Origin of the sequence: Moraxella sp. CTOTU48717 (genome assembly GCF_032057165.1) — a bacterium.
Lineage (GTDB): Bacteria > Pseudomonadota > Gammaproteobacteria > Pseudomonadales > Moraxellaceae > Faucicola > Faucicola tetraodonis.
Map to the genome: position 1 here is coordinate 55,630 of NZ_DAMBBC010000004.1, position 21,467 is coordinate 77,096.

Annotated in this window: 19 protein-coding genes; 11 read left to right on the top strand and 8 right to left on the bottom strand. The window is 44.3% G+C overall.

Translation table 11 applies throughout. The annotated features are described in order from the left end of the window. Positions 1–30: 30 nt before the first annotated feature. From RT084_RS03815 to RT084_RS03825, 3 genes are all read right to left on the bottom strand, one after another. On the bottom strand, positions 31–882 hold the full coding sequence (locus RT084_RS03815; protein WP_312383851.1) for a PhzF family phenazine biosynthesis protein: 852 nt from the start codon (positions 880–882) through the stop codon (positions 31–33). Beyond that, a complete protein-coding gene (carA, locus tag RT084_RS03820; protein ID WP_312383853.1) occupies positions 883–2,076 on the bottom strand; it encodes a glutamine-hydrolyzing carbamoyl-phosphate synthase small subunit in 1,194 nt (397 codons plus the stop codon). Between the two features lie 256 nt (positions 2,077–2,332). Further along, positions 2,333–2,566, bottom strand: coding sequence for a hypothetical protein (locus RT084_RS03825; RefSeq protein WP_076774895.1), 234 nt, complete (start codon positions 2,564–2,566; stop codon positions 2,333–2,335). Between the two features lie 134 nt (positions 2,567–2,700). On the opposite strand from RT084_RS03825, the gene RT084_RS03830 reads away from it, so the two are divergent. Both RT084_RS03830 and RT084_RS03835 read left to right on the top strand, forming a co-directional pair. Continuing rightward, positions 2,701–3,972, top strand: coding sequence for an FAD-dependent monooxygenase (locus tag RT084_RS03830; RefSeq protein WP_312383856.1), 1,272 nt, complete (start codon positions 2,701–2,703; stop codon positions 3,970–3,972). Then, on the top strand, positions 3,969–5,216 hold the full coding sequence (locus RT084_RS03835; protein ID WP_312383859.1) for an FAD-dependent monooxygenase: 1,248 nt from the start codon (positions 3,969–3,971) through the stop codon (positions 5,214–5,216). Before RT084_RS03830 ends, RT084_RS03835 begins: the two co-directional genes overlap by 4 nt. Positions 5,217–5,291: 75 nt before the next feature. Here the strand turns inward: RT084_RS03835 and RT084_RS03840 are convergent, their stop codons facing one another. Beyond that, positions 5,292–6,506: an OmpA family protein gene (locus RT084_RS03840; RefSeq protein ID WP_312383862.1), complete on the bottom strand. Its 1,215-nt coding sequence runs from the start codon at positions 6,504–6,506 to the stop codon at positions 5,292–5,294. Between the two features lie 517 nt (positions 6,507–7,023). Between RT084_RS03840 and RT084_RS03845 the strand changes: the two genes are divergently transcribed. The 4 genes from RT084_RS03845 (at position 7,024) to purE (ending at position 10,423) form a co-directional block, all read left to right on the top strand. Then, on the top strand, positions 7,024–7,653 hold the full coding sequence (locus RT084_RS03845) for a rhomboid family intramembrane serine protease (RefSeq protein ID WP_065253622.1): 630 nt from the start codon (positions 7,024–7,026) through the stop codon (positions 7,651–7,653). Between the two features lie 143 nt (positions 7,654–7,796). Then, entirely contained in the window at positions 7,797–8,732 is a 936-nt protein-coding gene (locus RT084_RS03850; RefSeq protein WP_312383865.1) for a metallophosphoesterase, read from the top strand. A gap of 98 nt (positions 8,733–8,830) precedes the next feature. Next, positions 8,831–9,745 (top strand): bestrophin family protein, encoded by a 915-nt coding sequence (locus tag RT084_RS03855; RefSeq protein WP_065253624.1) that lies wholly within the window; start codon positions 8,831–8,833, stop codon positions 9,743–9,745. A 120-nt stretch (positions 9,746–9,865) separates the two neighbouring features. Next, positions 9,866–10,423, top strand: a complete 558-nt coding sequence (gene purE / locus RT084_RS03860) for a 5-(carboxyamino)imidazole ribonucleotide mutase (protein ID WP_312383867.1) — start codon at positions 9,866–9,868, stop codon at positions 10,421–10,423. 40 nt (positions 10,424–10,463) lie between these two features. Here purE and RT084_RS03865 read toward each other — a convergent pair whose 3' ends face one another. After that, positions 10,464–11,126, bottom strand: coding sequence for a DUF3226 domain-containing protein (locus RT084_RS03865; protein ID WP_060995081.1), 663 nt, complete (start codon positions 11,124–11,126; stop codon positions 10,464–10,466). Beyond that, a complete protein-coding gene (locus RT084_RS03870) occupies positions 11,126–12,199 on the bottom strand; it encodes an AAA family ATPase (protein WP_312383870.1) in 1,074 nt (357 codons plus the stop codon). The genes RT084_RS03865 and RT084_RS03870 overlap by 1 nt, the downstream gene beginning before the upstream one ends. A 151-nt stretch (positions 12,200–12,350) precedes the next feature. On the opposite strand from RT084_RS03870, the gene RT084_RS03875 reads away from it, so the two are divergent. The 4 genes from RT084_RS03875 to RT084_RS03890 all read left to right on the top strand — a co-directional run bounded on the left by RT084_RS03875 (position 12,351) and on the right by RT084_RS03890 (position 17,032). Further along, positions 12,351–15,296, top strand: a complete 2,946-nt coding sequence (locus RT084_RS03875) for a valine--tRNA ligase (protein ID WP_312383872.1) — start codon at positions 12,351–12,353, stop codon at positions 15,294–15,296. A gap of 71 nt (positions 15,297–15,367) precedes the next feature. Next, complete coding sequence (locus RT084_RS03880) at positions 15,368–16,120, top strand: hypothetical protein (RefSeq protein WP_099807589.1); 753 nt, start codon at positions 15,368–15,370, stop codon at positions 16,118–16,120. Between the two features lie 171 nt (positions 16,121–16,291). Then, positions 16,292–16,747 carry a hypothetical protein gene (locus tag RT084_RS03885; RefSeq protein ID WP_157819353.1) on the top strand — a complete coding sequence of 152 codons (456 nt, stop codon included), beginning with the start codon at positions 16,292–16,294 and terminating at the stop codon, positions 16,745–16,747. 30 nt (positions 16,748–16,777) lie between these two features. Continuing rightward, positions 16,778–17,032, top strand: coding sequence for a hypothetical protein (locus RT084_RS03890; protein ID WP_099807591.1), 255 nt, complete (start codon positions 16,778–16,780; stop codon positions 17,030–17,032). Between the two features lie 59 nt (positions 17,033–17,091). Here RT084_RS03890 and RT084_RS03895 read toward each other — a convergent pair whose 3' ends face one another. Then, positions 17,092–17,322, bottom strand: a complete 231-nt coding sequence (locus tag RT084_RS03895; RefSeq protein ID WP_099807592.1) for a hypothetical protein — start codon at positions 17,320–17,322, stop codon at positions 17,092–17,094. Positions 17,323–17,405: 83 nt separating this feature from the next. Beyond that, positions 17,406–20,252: a DNA polymerase I gene (gene polA / locus RT084_RS03900; RefSeq protein ID WP_312383876.1), complete on the bottom strand. Its 2,847-nt coding sequence runs from the start codon at positions 20,250–20,252 to the stop codon at positions 17,406–17,408. A gap of 423 nt (positions 20,253–20,675) precedes the next feature. Between polA and RT084_RS03905 the strand changes: the two genes are divergently transcribed. After that, positions 20,676–21,455, top strand: a complete 780-nt coding sequence (locus RT084_RS03905; protein ID WP_409418401.1) for a thioesterase family protein — start codon at positions 20,676–20,678, stop codon at positions 21,453–21,455. Positions 21,456–21,467 lie beyond the last annotated feature (12 nt).

Below are 21,467 nucleotides of genomic sequence, written 5' to 3' on the forward strand. Positions count from 1 at the left end.
TTAAAAAAAGCGCGATTAACGCACTTTTTATTATAAATAAAACTCACCTTTGCCCACTTCGATGACATTGCCACCCACAAAAATGTTTTGCTCGTTATCGACGTTGAGCGTCAAGCGGTTGGGTCGCCCCATATCATCGCCTTGATAAATGGTTTTGGCAATTGGGTATTTATTTTGTAGGATAAAATACGCCCCCAAATTGGCACACGCTGACCCCGTTCCGCTGTCTTGGATAATTGTCCCATTTTCTAAAGAGAAAAAACGCACGAAGATAATGTCTTTTTCCATCGCCCAAAGACAAATCATCTCTCGTCCTTGATTTTTTTGGCAAATTGTTGCCAATAAATCTTTATCAATCTTGGCGTTAAACAGACTTTCTTTGCTCAATACCTGCAAAAACAACTGGGGTGAACCGCTATTTAGCCAATACGCTTGACTATCAATGCCATTCACCGTCAAGCCGACCGCCTTTGCTAATTCTTCTGCGGTGGCGTGACTAATTTGATGGTCAAAGCCTGTTAGCGATAGCGTGATATGGCTGTCGTTGGCGGTGATTTGTACGGGTTTGGCGACTGTATTTAGCATAAAATTAGTCGATAAATCATTTAATTGTTTTAAAACAAACGCCGAGCCAAGCGTGGGATGACCTGCCAGTGGCATTTCATAATTTGGGGTAAAAATACGTAAATTGGCGACGGCTTTTGTACCATGTAAATCAGTGGGCGCAAAGATAAACACCGTTTCACTCAAGTTAAACTGCTGAGCAATCGACTGCATTTGCTCATCATTTAGCCCATCGGCATGGGGAAATACGGCAAGCGGATTACCACCAAAATGGCTTTCGGCAAAGACATTAACCAGGTGAAAAGGGTATTGTTGCATTTACGCTTTCGCCTTTGCCATCATAGCTGCGAATTTATCAAATAGTGGCGCACAGTCATGGGGTCCTGGGCTTGCCTCTGGATGTCCTTGAAAACTAAACGCAGGCTTATTAGTGAGCTCAATGCCTTGATTTGAGCCATCAAACAATGAGCGATGCGTCACTTTCACATTGCTTGGCAGGGTGGCTTCATCCACCGCAAAACCGTGGTTTTGTGAAGTAATCATCACCGTACCTGCTTCAATATCTTGCACAGGGTGGTTGGCACCATGGTGACCAAATTTCATTTTCAAGGTTTGCGCGCCGCTAGCCAGTGCCAATAGCTGATGACCTAGACAAATACCAAACAGCGGAATATCGGTTTGCGTAATGATGTGTTTAATCGCATCAATGGCATAAGTACAAGGTTCAGGGTCGCCAGGACCATTGGATAAGAAAATACCATCTGGGTTGTGTTTGAGTACCTCGCTGATAGGCGTTTGGGCTGGCACAACGGTGACATGACAGCCGCGGTCAACGAGCATGCGCAAAATGTTGGTTTTGACGCCAAAGTCATACGCCACGATGTTAAATTTTTGCTCAATGTCAGTGCCCAATTCTTTAAAGTGACCACAAGTTGGGCTCACTTCTGGACTCACCAATTGCCATGAGCCTTGCGTCCAGGTAAAACCCGCTTGGTCACAGCAGACTTTCGCCAAGTCCATGCCTTTGATACCGGCAAAGCTTTTGGCAAGTTCGATTGCTTTGGCTTCATCCAGATGACCGTCGCTATCGGCGGTCATAATACAACCGTTTTGTGCGCCTTTTTCACGTAGTAGGCGAGTGAGTTTACGGGTGTCGATATCAGCGATGGCAACGGTGTTATGGTTAATCAGATACTCATTGAGTGATTGGCTTGAGCGAAAGTTACTGGTCGCCATGGTCAAATCACGGATAATCAATCCATTTGCCCACACTTTGTGAATACGACCTGACTCTGTGTCTTCATCGTTGGTACCAGTATTACCGATATGCGGGTAGGTTAAGGTGACGATTTGCTGGGCATAGCTTGGGTCAGTCAAGATTTCTTGGTAACCTGTCATCGCTGTATTAAACACGACTTCACCAACGGTGTGTCCGCTAGCACCGATGCTGCGACCATAAAAAACCGTACCATCTGCCAATGCCAAAATTGCTTTTGCGTAATTCGTGTTCACCTAGTGCCTCCGCTCGTATCCTGTGTTCTACCCATGTGTGCGACGGTAAATTATGCCCAGTCAATGCACATACCGTAAAAAGTATCGCCCACAAAAAAGCGAGAAGACATTGATTTTAAAGAAAATAGCTAACTGGTTTTAATGCGTTACCAGTCTGTGCCATTAACTTTATCATGCCAACTCGCTAAGGTTTGATTTTGCCTATTTTAACAGAACCTCACAAAAAAAGGTAGCCAAAATTTTTGTCGAAGTCAGTCTAAAAAGTACGTAAACTTGGTTGAAACAAACCGACCACAAACCAAATCGTTTCAACAATCCAAATGATCAGTACATACAAGCGGATTTGCTCAGCGGTCCAATCTAGCGAAAACCAGCCAATTAGCCACCAAGATAGCCAGCCTTCTAGCCATTTTGCGCCATTTCCCAGCAGCACCCAACTATAAAATATACTGCTAAGCAAAAACAGCAATAACCACTGTAATAGCGACATTTTGCTTAGTCCTTTAACATTTGCTTTATGGATTTTACCCAATTGCCGCCACAAAGCGCGTAAGGATTTGTGCTAAACTGGTAAAAAATTCTGATAAGGTGCGCTTTAACCGCCCTTTAAAAAAGAGAACAATCATGAATATTCTTACCCCCCAAACTGTGGTGATTATCGGTGGCGGCAATGTTGGTTTATCCTTTGCTTTACTGCTTGCCGACAAAGGCATCTCAAGTACGTTACTAGAAAAAGCCAACTATCCGACCATCAGCCCTGATGATGACTTAGACCGCGCGCAATTTGACAGCCGTAACATCGCGCTGTCACGCCGTACGGTACAAATTTATCGTGGTATCACCTTTAATGGCAAAGCGCTATGGGATGATTTACAAAGCCATGCCTGCCGCATCGATGAAGTTAACATCAGTGAAGAAGGTAGTTTTGGTAAAGCCACCCTCAATAAACACGCTGAAGGGGTGGAAAGTTTTGGACAAGTGATGGAAAACGCATGGCTTGGCAAAAAATTACTGCTCGCCGTGCAAAACAATCCGCTGATAACCCTGCTAGACGGTGCCACCTTGACCGATATAGAGCAGACGGCAACCGATGTCACTATTCGCTTTGACCAAGCCCACCAAGCTCGCCAAACCTTAACGGCTGATTTATTGGTCGCGTGCGATGGTCAGCACTCGCCAAGCCGGCAACTACTGGGCATTGGCGCAACTGCACACGATTATCACCAAGTAGGTGTCGTGGGCGTGGTCATGACGGACAAACCGCACCAGCATCAAGCGATTGAACGCTTTAATAAAATGGGCGCAGTTGCTGTGTTGCCTTTGGTTGATGCGTTTGATATCAGTCAAGGGGATGGACGACAAGCCCAGCAAGGCTACCGCCGCTCTGTGGTGTGGGTGTGCCCAAAAGGCGAAGAACAGCGCTATCTGGACGACGACCAATACTTTCTTGACACCATTCAACAAGCCTTTGGCAGCCTAGCAGGCAAGTTTGTCAAAGCGGGTAAACGCGGTGCGTATCCACTGGTGAAAATATTGGCAGATAGTCAAGTCAAAGGACGCTGCGTCATCATGGGCAATGCTGCCCACACCTTGCACCCTGTGGCAGGACAAGGCTTTAACCTATGTATGCGCGATGCTGATACGCTCGCCAAGATGCTGGCACAGCAAGTGATGCGCGGCAAAGATATCGGCGATAGTCGCATGCTACAAACTTACGCCAAACGCCGTAAAGCTGACCAAAAACGGGTAGAAATTTTCTGCGATACGGTGGTGTATGGTTTTATGCACCAAAATCCCTTGCTCAAAATCGCGCGTAACGTCGGACTCATTGCTTTTGATAAAGTGCCATTTGTGAAACCAGCTGTGGCTACCTTTGCGATGGGGCTGAAATCATGAAAAACACTACATTAATCATCGGCGGTGGTGTTGTTGGCGCGACATTGGCGTTAAAGCTTGCCCAATCGCGCCATCCTGTCACCTTAATCGATGCTCGCCCACACCTCACTCAAGCCGACTGGGAGCAAAAACTCAACCAGCGTGATGCTCGTGTCTATGCGCTAAGCGTCGCCAGTATCAACCTACTCAAAGAGGTCGGTGCATGGCAGCGTATTGAACAAAGCAAACGCAAAGCCGACTATACCCAAATGCAGGTATGGCAGACCAATGGCGTGGGCGAGCTAAATTTTGGTGATGCTCAAACACCGCAATTATTGGGTAGTATGGTTGAGCCCTTTATCATCGAAAAAGCGCTGTATGACGGTTTTGACGATGAGCGTCTTGTCCATCAGGGTCAATCTTATTTGCGCCATATTGCAGGGCATAAGGTCACTGATATTGCGTGGCAAGGTGAAGATTTGGGGTATCAAGTTAGCTTAGATAATGGCACCACGCATCAAGGTAAGCTATTAATCGGTGCTGATGGACGCGGCTCTATGGTACGCCAAGCGGCAGGGATTGGGTTAGATACTTTGGTGTACCAGCAAACGGCAATCTGCTGCGCCATCAAAACCGAGCAGCCACACAAGGCGACAGCCAGACAAGTGTTTTTGCCGACAGGGCCTTTGGCACTTTTACCGTTGGCAGATGTGACGGCTGACGATCAGGCGAACCCGCAACATTGGCAATCGGTGGTATGGACATTGCCGACCAATGCTGCCCTTGATTTACTCACACTCACGCCAAAAGAGCTTGCCAAAGAACTCGCCTTTGCCAGTGGCTACGCATTAGGGGATATCACTGAGATTGAGTCAATCGCCAGTTTCCCACTGGGTGCCCAACATGCCAAAAATTATGTCAAAGCCAACTTGGCATTGCTTGGCGATGCTGCGCATGGGGTGCATCCTTTGGCGGGACAAGGTTTAAACTTGGGTATGCTCGATATCATTGCCTTGAGCGATATTTTGCAAAAAGATTACCAGCGTTCAGGCAACAAGCTATGGGCAAGTTTTGCCACCTTACAGCGGTATGAGCGTCAACGCTACGCTAATAACGCGATGATGATGCATAGTTTTTCAGGGATTAATTGGATTTTTGGTACACAGTTGCGTCCGATTCAGCAGCTACGCAGTGAAGGCGTGAGTATGGTTAGCAAAATCAAACCCTTAATGAAATTTTTTACCCAAAAAGCCAGTGGCATCTAAAAGTTTTTAACAGCAAAAAAAATCCTCGATAACTTATCGAGGATTTTTAACGATGAATCAACTGCGCAAGGTGGTTTAATTCGCTGGGCTTGCAACAGTTGTAACGGTTGTGGTACCGGTTGCAGGAATTGCATTGTCATCAACAATGTATGCATCGACACGGCGGCCTTCTTGGTCTTTACCTGCAGCACCTGTCGTGTCTTGTGGTTTGATCAATTCAAGTTGTGATTGTGGCACACCATTAGCTACTAAGAATGATCTAACCGCTTGGGCACGCTCTTTTGCTAACTTCTCATTGGCAGCGGCATTACCCGTGCTGTCGGTATAACCACTGATACCGATTTTTTTACCTTGTTTAGCGGCTTCAAGGATATCATTGGCTTTTTCTTTAGCATTACCAGCAACTTGTGCTTTACCTGTAGCAAAGTAGAAGCTTAGGCGACCATTTTCAAATACCACTGAAGGCTCAGTGCTAGAGATAGTTGTTGCCGTTGTCTCAGTGGTGGTCATCGTAGTGCCAGAAGCCATTGGCATACTAGCAACAGCGGTATCAGTAGCGGACGCCACAGCTAGGGCTGAGGTATCTGTTGCACTTGCCGCAGAGACTTCAGTCGTGGTAGTCGTTGTCGTTGTTGAAGCAGTGGTAGAAGCCACAACTGGCGTCGCGACTGGCTCAGTTTTGTTACATGATTTTAATAAAGCCCAAGCGAGTGCACCTAAAATCAACAGGCCAATAATTGGCAGTAACATTTTCATCAAGCCGCCTTCTTCAGCTTTCGGCGTAGCAACCAAATGCTCCTCTCTACGAGTGGTCGCTTGGACAGTAGGCGTGGTGGCTGCATGCGCAGGCGACAAATTCAACATAGTCAAAATGCCCGCTGGGATAAATGCATATGCCCAAGCAGGAATCACAGAAGCCACAGACGCAATATTGTTCGATAAGAAAGTATTAAGTGGTGTTGTACCCGCAAGTGAGCGTAGTTCACGCAGTACTAGGGGAGCGGCACGGCTTACCAACGAAGTAGTCTCTTGCTCTGGTACACTGTAATGACGTGAGAGCTGTTGCACTAGCTCTGTACGATGGTTCGTGTCTGGCAGTACACGGTCAAAAAAGCCGTGGTCATCATCAGCGATGGTTGCATTAGCAAAGCTGTTAGAGATGTTACCGTCAGCAAGACGGGCAACCATAATAGCGTATAATTTTTCTAATAAAGATGAGCGGTTTTCGTCATTTGCATTATTTAAAAGAACGGGTGTTACTGTACGGGTTAAATGTTCAATGATATTCATAATTCAATCCTCAAGAAAATGAAGGGTTATCAACCACCATAAAACCAATGTATTATTTTTATATCCAGCACACTAGCCAATAATTCTATTATATATTTTCAAAAATTATTATTTATGGTTGTTGGGTTTATTATTGCATTGCTATTTAATTTACGCTTAACAATACTGAGAAAAACTGCTGCAACTCAACAGATTTTGTTAAGTCTTTTGCAGTATTACTCAAATATAGCTAATAAATTAAAGCAAAATCGGCACGCCTTCAGTTATGTTAAGGTAACTATTGCGTAAATATTGTGTTAAAAATTCCAATCGTCCCCATTTTGGGTAAACTTGGGTAAAGGTGTGTTGCTAAAATTTGAAGGCTTTGTCATTAGTTTCATGCTACAAGGTGAAAGTAATACTACAAGGTAGCTTTAGGTATCACCTATATTAATAAATTCACATTTGGCTTATTGAGATAATACGCTATCTTTATCATAATCGTACTTACCATTATTTATTGCCATTTTGAGGTGCTATGTCACTTTTTTCTAACCATACTTTATTTATCATTATCATTACAGTGGTTGTCAGTTTATTAGCTTGGCAATCACCCCAACTGATGCAAAGGTTGATTTTTTATCCGCCTGCGGTGCAGCGTGGACAAGTTGATCGCTTTGTCACCCATGGTTTTATCCATGCCGATGGGATGCATTTGTTTTTTAATATGTTTACTTTGTATTCGTTTGGGCAAGCGGTACAGGGTTTGTTCATGTCCAAACTCGGCAGTCTAGGGTTTGTGCTGTTTTATTTTGCCGCTTTGGTGGTGGCAATTATGCCAACCTATCTAAAACAAAAAAACAATCCTCGTTATAGCAGTCTAGGCGCATCGGGCGCTGTTTCAGCAGTAATTTTTAGCTATATCTTGATGAATCCTTGGTCGACATTATTGCTGTTTGTGATTCCTGTACCTGCGATTGTGTTCGCGGTGGCGTATGTGGCGTATAGTGTGTGGGCGGATGGGCAAGGTCGCGGCAGTATCAATCATTCGGCACATTTGGTGGGTGGTATTTTTGGTATGTTAGCTACCATTGCCATTGAGCCCGGTATTGTGGCGCATTTTTTTAACCAATTAATGCACCCTAGATTTTTAGGCTTTGGTGGCTAACATTTGGGGGCAAAAAATTGCGTGGCGCCGCTTGCCTGATTACAGCTTGCCCATTCATAGGTTGTACAGCCACAGGTTGCCTAGTTAACAGTCGCTTGGCTGGTTAACGGTAAAGTCGTAAAAAGCAGTAAAAGGTAAAAAATATGATTTATGATGTGATTGGTGATGTGCATGGTCAGGCAGATAAACTCATTGGGTTACTGACGCAGTTGGGCTATCAACATGATGGTCAGTGTTTTCAAGCGCCTCCTAATCACCAAGCGATTTTTATAGGCGACTTGATTGATAGGGGCAGTCAACAGCTGCAAACCTTATCTATCGTATTTGCGATGATTGACCACGGGCAAGCGCTCGCGGTCATGGGTAATCACGAGTATAATGCGTTAGCTTACGCAACACCCGATGCCCGCGATGCAAGCCAATATTTACGACAACATAATGATAAAAATACCTCGCAGCATCAAGCGTTCCTTGATGAAGTAGGGTTTGGTAGTGAGTTGCACCAGTTTTGGCTCAAGCGGTTTTATGAATTACCGCTGTGGCTAGCGCTGGATGATGCGTGTTTTGTGCATGCTTGTTGGGACAGTGATGCGATGGCGATTTTAAAACCGCTGTTAACAACCGACAATCGCTTGACGCCCGTTGCGCTACAAAAAACCAGTGAGGAAGGCACGCCACCTTTTGAGGCACTGGAAAGAGTGCTTAAAGGTGTGGAAGCACCGCTACCTGAAGGCATTCATTTGGTCGATAAAGAAGGTCATCAACGTAAAAATGTACGGATACAGTGGTGGCAACCGAGTTTGTCGTTTCAGCCGATTCACCAGATTGCGCGCGCCAGTCAAGAAGATTTGATTCATATTCCTAAAGACACGTTGACCGCTGAGATTTTGTTTGGTCTTGACCATGACAAACCTATTTTTGTCGGGCATTATTGGCTCAATGGCACGCCTGAGCTACTTAGTCATCAAGTGGTCTGTGTGGATTATTCTGCTGCCAAAGATGGTTTTTTGACGGCTTATCAATTTGACACCGATCATCCGGCTTTGACCTCAGCGAATTTTATTCAATATCAGCATTAACCCAAAGCTAAACTGGGTGTAACATAAATTAAAATATTTATTTAAAGCTTACGGCTAAAAATGATAGCCAGTGAGCAAACGATTAAGATGAGTTAGGTATGATTCGACGTCCGATTGAGCCGCTAAAGATGCTGTTTGTGATGCAAGGCTCGTATTTTAAACGGCTGATTGTGCCACAAGTTTTGTTGTTTATTTTCTCCTTTTTCATCTATTTTTATCAAACCCATATCGCCACCGAGCCTGTACCGCTCAATCCTTCGGTGTTTGCGATACTCGGTATCTCTCTTGCGATTTTCCACGGGTTTTGTAATAACGCAGCGTATGACAGGTTTTGGGAAGGGCGTAAACTGTGGGGCACGCTGGTTTGGCTAAGTCGAAACATCGCCCGTCAAGTGATGACACTGCCCAATGTCAGTATGGCGGAAAAACAAGCCTTTATCCGCCATCAAATCGCTTTTGTCCACAGTCTACGCCAACAGCTGCGGAGTGAGGATAATACAGCAAACCTGCAGCGGCTATTAACAGTTGAAGAACAGCAAGCCGTGGTTGGGCAAAACTTTATTGCGTTACGCTTGACCCAAATCATGGGGCAGATGCTCGCCAACTGGCAAGCCGAGCAAAAAATCGATGTTTGGCAATGGCAAAGCTTGGATAACACCTTGGGTGAAATTGCCCATATCCAAGCGGGCTGTGAACGCATTAATAACACACCGATTCCGTATGCCTATTTTGTGCTGCTGCATCGCACTGTGTATCTGTATTGCTTTATGCTGCCATTTGGACTGGGCAATGCGATTGGCTGGGTAACGCCATTTGTAGTCAGTTTTGTCGGCTACACCTTTATGGCGCTCAATGAAATCGTCGATGAAATCAGCGAGCCGTTTGGTACGGGGGAAAACGAATTGCCCTTAGGGATGATGTGCGATACGATTGAGACGCAGCTGGCCATGCTTAGTCATCAAAAATTTGCCCCTGAACAAAAGCCGCGAGTACCCGCCAATGTGGTGATATAGTTGCCTCATAGATTTTGATTTTCAAGGGTAAAAAATCATGCTATATTAAGTTTTAACCGTGCATTTCATGCACGTTTTTTTATTTTTAGTCCGTCAATTTTTTGGCAAAAGGAATTTTCCATGTCAGCAAGCCAGCCAAACGCCCAGACACACCAGCTACCACCACCCATCCCATCGCCACAAGGTCAAGCCAAAGTCGGTATCATCATGGGTAGTCAATCTGACTGGGAAACCATGCAAAACGCCGCGCAAGTGCTAGCGGATTTTGGGGTACCATTTGAGTGTGAAGTAATATCGGCACATCGCACCCCTGATAGATTGTTTGACTATGCCAAAACTGCCAAAGCTCGCGGACTGTCTGTGATTATCGCAGGGGCAGGCGGCGCGGCGCATCTGCCCGGGATGTGTGCGTCTCAGACGGATTTGCCTGTGCTTGGTGTACCTGTCAAGTCCTCCATCCTAAGCGGTTGGGACAGTTTGCTATCCATCGTGCAAATGCCCAAAGGGGTGGCGGTGGGTACGCTTGCCATCGGGGCAGCGGGCGCGGCAAATGCAGGGCTACTGGCAGCGCAAATTTTGGCGATTGGTGATAGCACCCTCGCGCAAAAAATCAGTGATTTTCGCGCCAAACAAACCCAAACAATTTTGGATAATCCTGTGCCTGGTAAAATGGATTGATTTTAATAAAAACCGCCCTTTAAAATGGCGGTTTTTTGCTTTATCCAAATGTGGTAATAAGCCAGTTTTTAAAATTTTGGTAGGTAGCGGTGTTTGGGTCAGCTAGTGCCAAGGCTTTTGATAAATCTTGGGTGGGTTTTGATTGGGTGGCAAGCCATGTATAAATCCGTGCTTTATCCAGTGATGTGGTAGGATTTTTAAAATGGCTTGTTCCAAGGCTATGGATAAAGTTTTCGATTTGTCCAAAATGATTTTGTTCATTCGTTGGCATCGTCATTTTTATCCAAGTTTCGAGATAGCCTTCATCTTGATTATTTGGCATTAGCCAAACGCCAATTGGGTTATCGTAATCTAAATTTTCAAAATAAATACCTAATTCATCATTTTGTTGTGGGAATTGATAAAATCCTAATGGGTTTAATCGCTCGCTAATTTGCCGTAGATTTTGGGTTTTAATATCGGTTTTATCAGTAAAATCCATGTCAACCAAAATACCAATATGGCTTACTTGTCCTGTTTCTAAAAGTTTTACTAACCTTGGCAGCTGTTGCAATACTGCTTGTTTTGTCGTGTAGGCGGTTGGCTCAAGGTCTTGGGGTGTTGCTACGTCAATGTTTAATTGAAGGTTTAGATTTTCATGACGCAAAAAAGTTTGGATAAATAATTTATCTGATTCTGCTTCAACAATAAGGTGCTTTATCATTATCTAACCTCAATATTCATTTTGGTTAGATTGTATAAGTCATCTTCATCAAATACGGTGGCGATAAGTTTGCCTTTATCAGATTTGCGGACGCTGTGACCCATGCGAAATAGTACGCCTTCCATGTCGGTGCGGTCTTTGGCGACTTGGGAAAAACTTTCGATACAGTCCCAACTGTGGGTAGTGGCAAATACTTGGATGTTAAAGCGGTGGGCGAGTTCAAAGATAAGTTCCCAAACTTTGGGCTGAACGCTGTAATGTAGTCCGTTTTCAAATTCATCTATTAAAAGGATACTATTTTTTGACTTTGGAATTTCTAAAATAATCTGTAATAGTCTGAAAATTCCATCACCCATTTGATGTAATGGTATTCTTCTTTCAATATTTTTAAGTCTAACAAATGGTATTCTTGTTTCAGAATCCACCAAACTTAGAAAAGCCAAGTTAGTTATATCGCTATCAATCAACTTAAGCATTTCCAAAACTAAATTTTCATCATCTGTTAATGCAATTTTATCCCATGAAGAAGCAAACAAATTTAAGTCAATGTTATTAGTAGTGATATAACCAAAATTAAAAGCTTTCTTTTTCATATGATGTGAATTTTCGGACATATCCATAAATAAAGCTCTATTACTCATAGCTTTGACTTCAAAGTTCATAAAATTTCTATCATCAATAAAATAGGTAAATGAATATCCTTTTTCTCTATCTATGTCCAAATTATTATTTTTACCATTCTTAACATAACCAAAAGTTAAATAATGGCTTTGATTTCCAATATAAGTCCAATTCAAAAAAGGGTTCTCATTAGATTTACTTATGATATTTTCAATTGAAAATACCTTAGATTCTGTGTCTTTTGTATTTAGATGACGATATACATTTCTATTATTTGAAATAAATAGCATTACTTCAGGATTAAACCCACTTGCTAACAAAGCTAAGGCTTCAAGAACGGTACTTTTCCCCGAATTGTTTTTCCCCACAATCAAATTCACATGACCCAATTTCTCAATTGTCACATCTTCCAAAATCCGAAAGTTCTTAATCTTTAGAGATTCTAAGTGCATAACGCAAACCTTACGAGTTATTAACCCATTTATTATTTTATCAACCGCTATCTTACCCACAAAATACTCTACAATCTAGGCAATTTACGGTAAAATCCGTTAATTACCTTTTTGACATTCCTTTCTTTTTTATTGCAAAAGTTGACCATCTATGAGCACGCAACATCAAATCGCCCAAGCCTTAACGTCTTTAGAAAACGCTTACAACCCAAGCGACGTCGAAAACGGCATGTACCAAGTGTGGGAAGACAAAGGCTATTTTCAGCCAAGCTATGATAAACAACAATCGTTTTCTATTGCCCTGCCACCGCCGAATGTCACAGGCTCACTGCACATGGGGCACGGCTTTAACAATGCCATCATGGACACGCTCACCCGCTATCACCGAATGCTGGGCGAAAACACCCTCTGGCAACCAGGCACTGACCACGCAGGGATTGCCACGCAAATGGTCGTTGAGCGTCAATTGAACGCCCAAGGCATCAAACGCCATGATTTGGGGCGCGAAAAGTTCCTTGAAAAGATTTGGGAGTGGAAAGCCGAGAGCGGTGGCAACATCACCCGCCAAATCCGCCGTCTAGGTAGCTCGGTGGACTGGAGCCGTGAGCGTTTTACCATGGATGATGGGTTGTCCAATGCCGTCAAAGAAGTGTTCGTGCGTCTGTACGAAGATGGACTGATTTATCGCGGTAAACGTCTAGTCAACTGGGATACTAAGCTACAAACCGCCTTGTCGGATTTGGAAGTAGAAAATCATGACGAGAAAGGCTCACTCTGGCATTTTCGCTATTATTTGACCGACAAAAATGCCAAAACCCAAGATGGTAAAAATTACCTTGTCGTTGCCACCACCCGCCCAGAAACCTTGCTCGGTGATACTGCCGTTGCCGTGAACCCAGAAGACGCACGCTACCAGCACCTTATCGGGCAAACCGTGACGCTACCGATTACAGGTCGCATTGTGCCGATTGTGGGCGATGACAAAGCGGTGGACATGGAATTTGGCACAGGCTGTGTCAAAATCACCCCTGCCCATGACTTTAATGACTATGAAACAGGCAAACGCCACAATTTGCCGATGATTAATATCTTTGATAATTCAGCGAATATCTTGCCAGAGATGCAGATTTTTACTGATTTACAAACCAAAGAGCCACAGCTTGAGACCACGCCAAGCGAGTATGCAGGACTTGAGCGGTTTGCCGCGCGTAAAAAAATGGTTGAGCAAAGCGAGGCTGAAGGCTGGCTTGAAGAAATCAAACCGCATGATTTAAAAGTGCCCAAAGGCGACCGCAGTAACACCATCGTTGAGCCGTGGCTCACTGACCAATGGTATGTATCCATCGAAAAACTGGCAAAACCTGCCATCGAGGCGGTGGAAGACGGGCGCACCGAGTTTGTCCCTGCCCAGTACAAAAATATGTATATGGCGTGGATGCGCGATATCCAAGACTGGTGTATCAGCCGTCAGCTTTGGTGGGGACACCGTATCCCTGCGTGGTACGATGACGAGGGCAATATCTATGTCGGGCGTGATGAAGCGGAAGTCCGCCAAAAATACCACCTTGCTGATAGCCTAGCGCTGCGCCAAGATAGTGACGTACTAGACACTTGGTTTAGCTCGGCATTGTGGACGTTTAGCACCCTTGATTGGACAGGCGAGCTAAACTTTGACGACTATAGCCAAGCACTCAAAACCTTCCACCCAACCAGCGTATTGGTCACTGGTTTTGACATCATTTTCTTCTGGGTTGCCCGTATGATGATGATGACCCTATACTTTATCAAAGACAAAGACGGCAACCCGCAAGTGCCATTTAAGACGGTGTATGTGCATGGCTTGGTGCGTGATGGACAAGGGCAAAAAATGTCCAAATCCAAAGGCAACGTACTTGACCCGATTGACCTGATTGACGGCATTGATTTAGAAACCCTAGTCGCCAAACGCACCACAGGTCTTATGAACCCCAAAGACGCGCAAAAAATCGAAAAAGCCACGCGCAAAGAATTTGCCGACGGTATCCCTGCGTTTGGCACGGACGCACTGCGCTTCACTTTCACGTCGCTTGCCAGTACGGGACGTGATATCAATTTTGACCTCAAGCGCATTGAAGGCAATCGCAATTTTTGTAATAAGATTTGGAATGCCACCCGTTTTGTGCTGATGAACTGTGTCGATAAAGATGGCAATGCGCTAAACATCGACAAAACCGCCAATACTGAGTTGTGGGAATTGCCAGAGCAGTGGATTATGAGCCGTCTAAACTCCACGGTGAAAGCCATCCATGAGCACATGAGCCAGTACCGTTTTGACTTGGTGAGCCAAGATATCTATGAGTTTATCTGGAATGAATACTGCGACTGGTATGTCGAGCTTGCCAAATCGAGCTTAAACGATGAGTCGGTGAGTGCCGAGCGTAAAGCCCAAATCCGCTATGTGCTGCTCAACTGCCTTGAAGTCGCCATGCGCTTTACCCACCCGATTATGCCGTATATCACCGAGAGCATTTGGCAGACCATTGCCCCTATCATCGATAAAAAAGCGACTGACAGTATCATGACTGCTGCTTTCCCAACAGCGGATGATAGCCTAATCAGCCTACAGACTGAGCATGACATGACGTGGCTACAAGCGCTGATTGGGGCGATTCGTAACATCCGCGGTGAAATGAAGCTTGGCAATGCGGTGCGTCTGCCTGTGCTACTTGATAACATCAGCGATGAGGAAACCGCCCGTCTTAGCCGTATTGAAAATCAGTTCAAATCGCTTGCCAAAGTCGATACGCTGACTATTGTGAATGCGGGTGACGGCTCTGATAAAGAGTTACCGTTGTCGTCATCGAGTATGGTCGGGCAGTTAAAAGTGCTCGTGCCGATGAAAGGCTTGATTGACCCAACGGCGGAGCTTAATCGCCTTGCCAAAGCGCAAGAAAAGCTTACTAAACAAGCAGAAAGTCTGCGTAGTAAGCTTTCTAATGAAAGTTTTGTGAGCAAAGCGCCTGCCAATGTGGTGGAAAGCGAGAAAGCGAAACTAGCTGAGATGGATAGCCAACTTGCCGAAATGCATAAACAAATTGAGCAGTTAAGAAGTTTGTAATTTAAGTCTATTTGAAAAAATTAGGCATAATTGAGTCTTGTTATGCCTTTTTTTGCAATTAAGGTAAAGTTATGAATGTCTATCTACCACTATTTAATATTTTTGAAGAAAACCTTGTTTTACAAAAATATAGGAATGCCACACAAGATGAAATAAGGCAATCAAATTACGATTTAAACTTAGTTACTCGTGGTATTCCAATTTATCAAATTATTTTAGAAAACCATTTGCAATCTGCTATGTATATGGCGAATAAAGGTGAAGATAATCAATTGGAATTTGCCATTGATGACATAATTGAAAAAAGTAAAGTTTTCAAGGTATGGCGAAGTTATATGCCATCTAAAATACCCCAATTTTTATGGAATTATCAAAATCGGTATGCTCGTTGTAATGTTTTTAATGTTGATAAAGAAATTAATAACATTGGTATTAAATTAAGTGTAGGGCAGACTCTAATTCATGGTGGTTATTGGTATAATCATTCAACTGACACAATAATTACTGATAGACCTTTATCTACAACTTTTTGTCCGCAAGTAGCCTTACGTAATGCTGAGTGGTGTGGTAAAGCTTATGATAATGAAAGAATAGATATAATGGTTTTAAGAGTTTTAAGCCCAAGAACGAATGTTTATGTATTTAAACAGAAAGGAACTGATAAAGGACATGAAAAAGAAGTAGTTTTTGCTTCTGGTGCCAAATTGACCAAAGTAAAGGAGCATTACATTACCCATAGAACAGCTTACAAATCTGATAATAACAGCCAGCAACTGTTAGAAAAGTTAGTACCAATTTATGTTTTGGAAGTTAATATTTCTTAAAACGCAAAGTAGGATAAATAAATCTTTACCTTTGAAATTAGAAGCGAGAATTTAATTCGATTTATTTAAACATAGTATTTTATGAAAGAGATATAAAAATTGCTCATACTAAAAGGCATTCACGCTACAACCGCATACCATGCGAAAAATATCAATAAAAATGGATTTATTGTGCCACAAGAAAATTCTGGTAAAGCGGGCAGTGGATTATATTTTTGGAACTATGAAAGTAATCGAAAAAACGCTTTAGAATTATCAAAACAATGGTGGGATTTTGCTTTAAATAAAGCCAATATATACGACAGAAAGCAAGATTGTTCATTAGTACAATTTGATTGCGAAATACATATTCCTGAAGAAGAATTACTAGATTTTGTGGGAGATATCGCGTTATATGAAGCGTTTTTAGACGCTTATCCAATCGGTTTATATGATGAAGCCACTTATGGTGCAAAGTTGGACGATTTTATTAACATATTAGAACGAGTATCGAATCAACAATTCACTGTTTGTCGCATGAATTTATCAGTACCAAATTTAAGAAAAGTACCGTTTGCAAATGCCTTTCCTGCGTTCATTATCAAAAAGCCTATTGATATTTTTATCAAAGAATGTCTTAATAGTTAAATCAATTGGCATAAATTACAGGATATCATGATGATTAATCAAGAAATCTTAAATGCCGTTGTTCAAGAGATTAAATCGACACCAGCAGATGAGTTAGAAAGACGACTTCAACAGTCAGAACAATCTGCTTTTGCTCAATCAATTAATGAACTTTCGGCATTTTCAAGCTCAACTCCAACCGCCAAAAAGCCAAAACGTTTAGCTTTGCGTACCTTTTCGGTATATCGAGCAGAAGCGTTAAATCGTCGAAATAGAGTAAAGCACCGTTTAAGTTTTAGTAGATAATTTGTAACGTAATAAAAAACCCACAAAATCTGTGGGTTTTCATATGAACTTTAAAAAACTTATTTAAAAAGGCGAATGTCTTCCAAAGTTGGAAAATCCTGCCACGCTCCTGCTAGTTCTTGCACGTCAGACGACCAGTGAGAATTGACTTTATTAGGCTGATTAAACATACCAACACGTTGTTTGATTAGCTTATCAAGCCAACTAGTAGACGACAAGTTTTCCGCTTTGGCTTGGTGCAAAACTTGCTCAAGTACCTCATCATCAAGGGTTAAAACAATTTGCGCCATGTCTCTCTCCTTATTCGCTTTTCTCAAAGTATAACTGACAAATTCGGATTGAGCCAATCGGTTTACTCAACTACTAATAAAGCTTAATGCGCCTCATCCCAATTATCACCAATGCCCACTTCAACCACAAGCGGCACCGCAAAATCCACATCCCAGCCTTTATCTTTGGCTGTCTTAGATAGCACCTCTTGCATGGCGTTTTTTATCAACTCGGCAATCGCCTCGGCTTTATCCTCATCCGCTTCAAACACCAGCTCATCATGCACCTGTAATAGCATTTTGGCATGGTCTTGGGGCAATACCTCATTCACCGCAATCATGGCAAGTTTGATGATATCGGCAGCACTGCCCTGTAGTGGCGCATTAATCGCCGCGCGTTCTGCCGCTTGGCGCACGCCGCGGTTGGGGTGCTGCATATCGGGGGTAAATAGCTTACGCCCCAAAATCGTGGTGATATAGCCTTGATTTTGGGCAGCCGTGCGGGTGGCTTGCATATAGGCACGTACCGTAGGGTAGCGGGCAAAGTACAGCTTGATATAGTCTTGCGCTTGCTGGCGAGTAAAGCCCAACTGCTTGGCAAGCCCAAATTCACTCATGCCATAGAGTAGCCCAAAGTTGACCGCTTTGGCTTGGCGACGTTCTTCACTGGTGACATCATCAAACGCCTTGCCCAAAATCTCAGCGGCGGTGGCGCGGTGAATGTCATGCCCCTCCTGAAACGCGCGGATGAGCACAGGGTCATTGGCAAAGTGTGCCATCAGCCGAAGCTCGATTTGCGAATAGTCGGCTGATAGCACTTTGCGACCTTTGGGGGCAATGAACGCGCCACGAATGAGCCGCCCAGTATCAGTGCGAATAGGGATGTTTTGCAAATTTGGCTCAGTCGATGACAACCGTCCTGTGGTCGTCAACGCTTGATGATAACTGGTATGCACACGGTCGTTGCTGTCTGCCACATTTGCCAACGCGTCTGTGTAGGTGCTTTTAAGCTTAGACAGACTGCGATGCTCAAGCACGGTTTCAATTAGCGGATGGTCGATGGTGGCAAGCACCGCTTCACTGGTGGAGTATTGCCCGGTTTTGGTTTTTTTACCGCCTGTGATGCCTAAGCGGTCAAACAGCACTTCACCCAACTGCTTTGGACTGGCAAGGTTAAAGGTTTCGCCCGCTTGCGCAAAGGCGACTGTTTCAAGTGCTTGGATTTTTTCATCAAAGCGCGCGGATAGTTCCCCCAAAAACGCTTTATTGAGCAAAATCCCATCATGCTCCATTTGGCACAGGATTTGGGCAACGGGGATTTCTAGTTCATGCAGCAGCTTGGCGTTGTTCGGTTCGGCGTTGAGTTTTTCGCTAAACAGTTCAAATAGCTGATAGGTGATATCGGCGTCTTCACAGGCGTAGTCACTTGCCACGGTTAAAGGGACTTTGTCAAAGGTGATTTGCTTGGCGCCTTTACCTGCCACATCTTCAAAGGTGATGGTTTGGGTGTGTAGATAGTGGCGTGCCAAGTCGTCCATACCGTGGCGGGTAGCAACAGCGTTAATCACATAGCTGGCAAGCATGGTATCCATTGCCCAGTTGCTCGGCTCGTTGATTAAGTCGATATGGTAATTTGCCAAAATATGCGCGTCATATTTTAAGTGCTGACCGATTTTGCCGATTTGTGGATTTTGCAAAATCGGTTTTAACTGGGCTAAAACATCCTCACGGGCAAGTTGTTCAATCCGATTGCCCATCTCATCAACGTGGGCAACAGGTACATAATAGGCTTCATGAGACTGCAGCGCAAACGATAAGCCGACAAGCTCGGCATGTTGCCAATTTACATCGGTGGTTTCGGTATCAATGACAAAATGCTTTGATGCGCCAAGGCGTTGGATTAACGTATCAAAATCGGCTTGGCTGGTGACAGTATGCCACTGTTTGTTGGCAGTATTTTTGCTATCTTGGCTAGTTTTAATCGCTTCCACCACAGCATTTTGAGCAGGCTCAGCGGCTTTAAAATTGCCGTTATTGGACGGGTGAAACGGATGATTGAGCGACGCTATTTCACTTTTAAATTCCAGTTCGGTAAAAATTGCGCGTTTTTCTGCTATGTTAAAACTTGGGTCACTCGGTAGTCGCAACGTCTCCCAGTCAGGCACGATATCAAGGTCGGTGATGATGGTCGCCAAGCGTTTATCCAGCGCAATGCTGTCGGTGCTTTGCAAAAAGGTTTGTTGTTGCTTGCCTTTTAACTGGTCGACATTGGCAAGGATATTGTCAATGCTGTCGTATTGCTCAAGCAGTTTTTGCGCGGTTTTTGCGCCGATGCCTGCGACACCCTTGATACCATCCGACGCGTCGCCCATGAGGGTGAGATAGTCGATGATTTGACGGGGCTCAACGCCAAATTTTTCTTTGACCCCTGCGATGTCGTAACGCTTGTCATCAAAGCTGTTTTCCACGATGACGCAAGGATTGACCAGTTGGCACATATCTTTGTCGCCTGTGGAGATGATGACATGATGACCTTCTAGGCAAGCACGGTGGGCGAGTGTACCGATGATGTCGTCAGCCTCTACGCCTTCAATGGCGAGGAGGGGTATGCCCATCGCTTGTATCATCTTGTGAATGTAAGGGATTTGCTCGGCAAGTTCGGCGGGCATTTCTGGGCGGTCGCCTTTATAAATGGGGGAAAGCTTGTGGCGAAAGGTGGGCGCTTTGGTATCGAATGCCACCGCCATGTGTGTCGGGCGGTATTTTTCCATCAGTTTTTTGAGGGCGTTGAGCGTGCCGCGGATGGAGTTGGTGTGCAAGCCTTGGGTGGTTTGCATGGTGACAGGCAAGGCGTGAAAATTGCGGAACATATAATATGAGCCGTCCACCAAGATAAACGGCGGCTTTTCGGTGTTGATGTGATCGGTATCAAGTAGGGCAGTTGCAGTCATAGGATTACTTATCTTTATGTTGTTAAAATAGGGTGTCAAAATACAGGCGAATATCAAAATATAAGACAGTGTCAAAATATAGGAAAAAATTTTATATTATCCGCGTATTATACTGGCTTTTTGCGGCTAATCGTTAAGCATTTCAAACTCATTTATTGGCAGAAGGTGGATAGATGTTGGCGGATGCAAATCGGGTGTATGCTAAGCAAGTGCGAAGTTTGGCGGGTTGTCATGGCGGCAACTTTGCAAAAATTCCACCAATAGCCGATAGCCAATGTGCTACAATTTTTTAGCAATTTTAGGCACAACCAATTTTTAGGCACAACCAATTTCTATTTATAACCAATTTCTAGGCACAACCAATTTTTAAGCAAAAAAGGGAACTTTATGGGCAATACCTATTACACACTGCTTGACCGCACCATGACCGATGATATCACCACATCAAACTACCGCTGCAATATCCACTGCCAAGGCGCATGGAATGATAACGAACAACACATGGCGGCAGCGACAGGACTGTTAGCTTACGAGCTTGAACAATTCAAACCGCGCAGTGACATGCGTATCGGGCGCATCAGTCTAGATATTTTTGGGCTGATTCATTTTGGCGATGTTAGCGTGACCACCCACATCATCCGTCCGGGTCGCACTATCGAACTGATCGAAACCACCATGGCAGCCAATGGCAAAACCTGTATCGTTGCCCGCGCGTGGCGTATGCAAACCAGTGATACATCAGAGATTGCAGGGCTTGAAGATGAGCGAATCGGTCATCCAGAAAGCTACCCGAACTGGGACGGTATGAAGCATTGGGGTGGTGGCTATATTGACAGTATTTATCTTAAAGCTGACCCCGACAACCGCCAAGGCGACGGCATCGTGTGGATCAATACCGATATCGACATGGTCGAAGAAAACGGCGAAGTACAGCCCACATCCGACTTTGTGCATTTGATGGGGATGGTCGATACCGCCAATGGCGTGGTACCGCGTATTCACCAACCCAATACCATTGAATGGTTTTTCCCCAATTTAGATTTGCAAATCCATCTGCACCGTATGCCTGTTGGGCGTTGGCTGGGACTTGAGACTGTGCAACAATTTGGGAGCGATGGCGTGGGTCTGACCAGTAGCGTGCTACATGACGCACACGGCGCATTTGGTCGTAGCGAGCAAATTTTAACCATTCGAAAAGCCTAAAAAACTATCAGG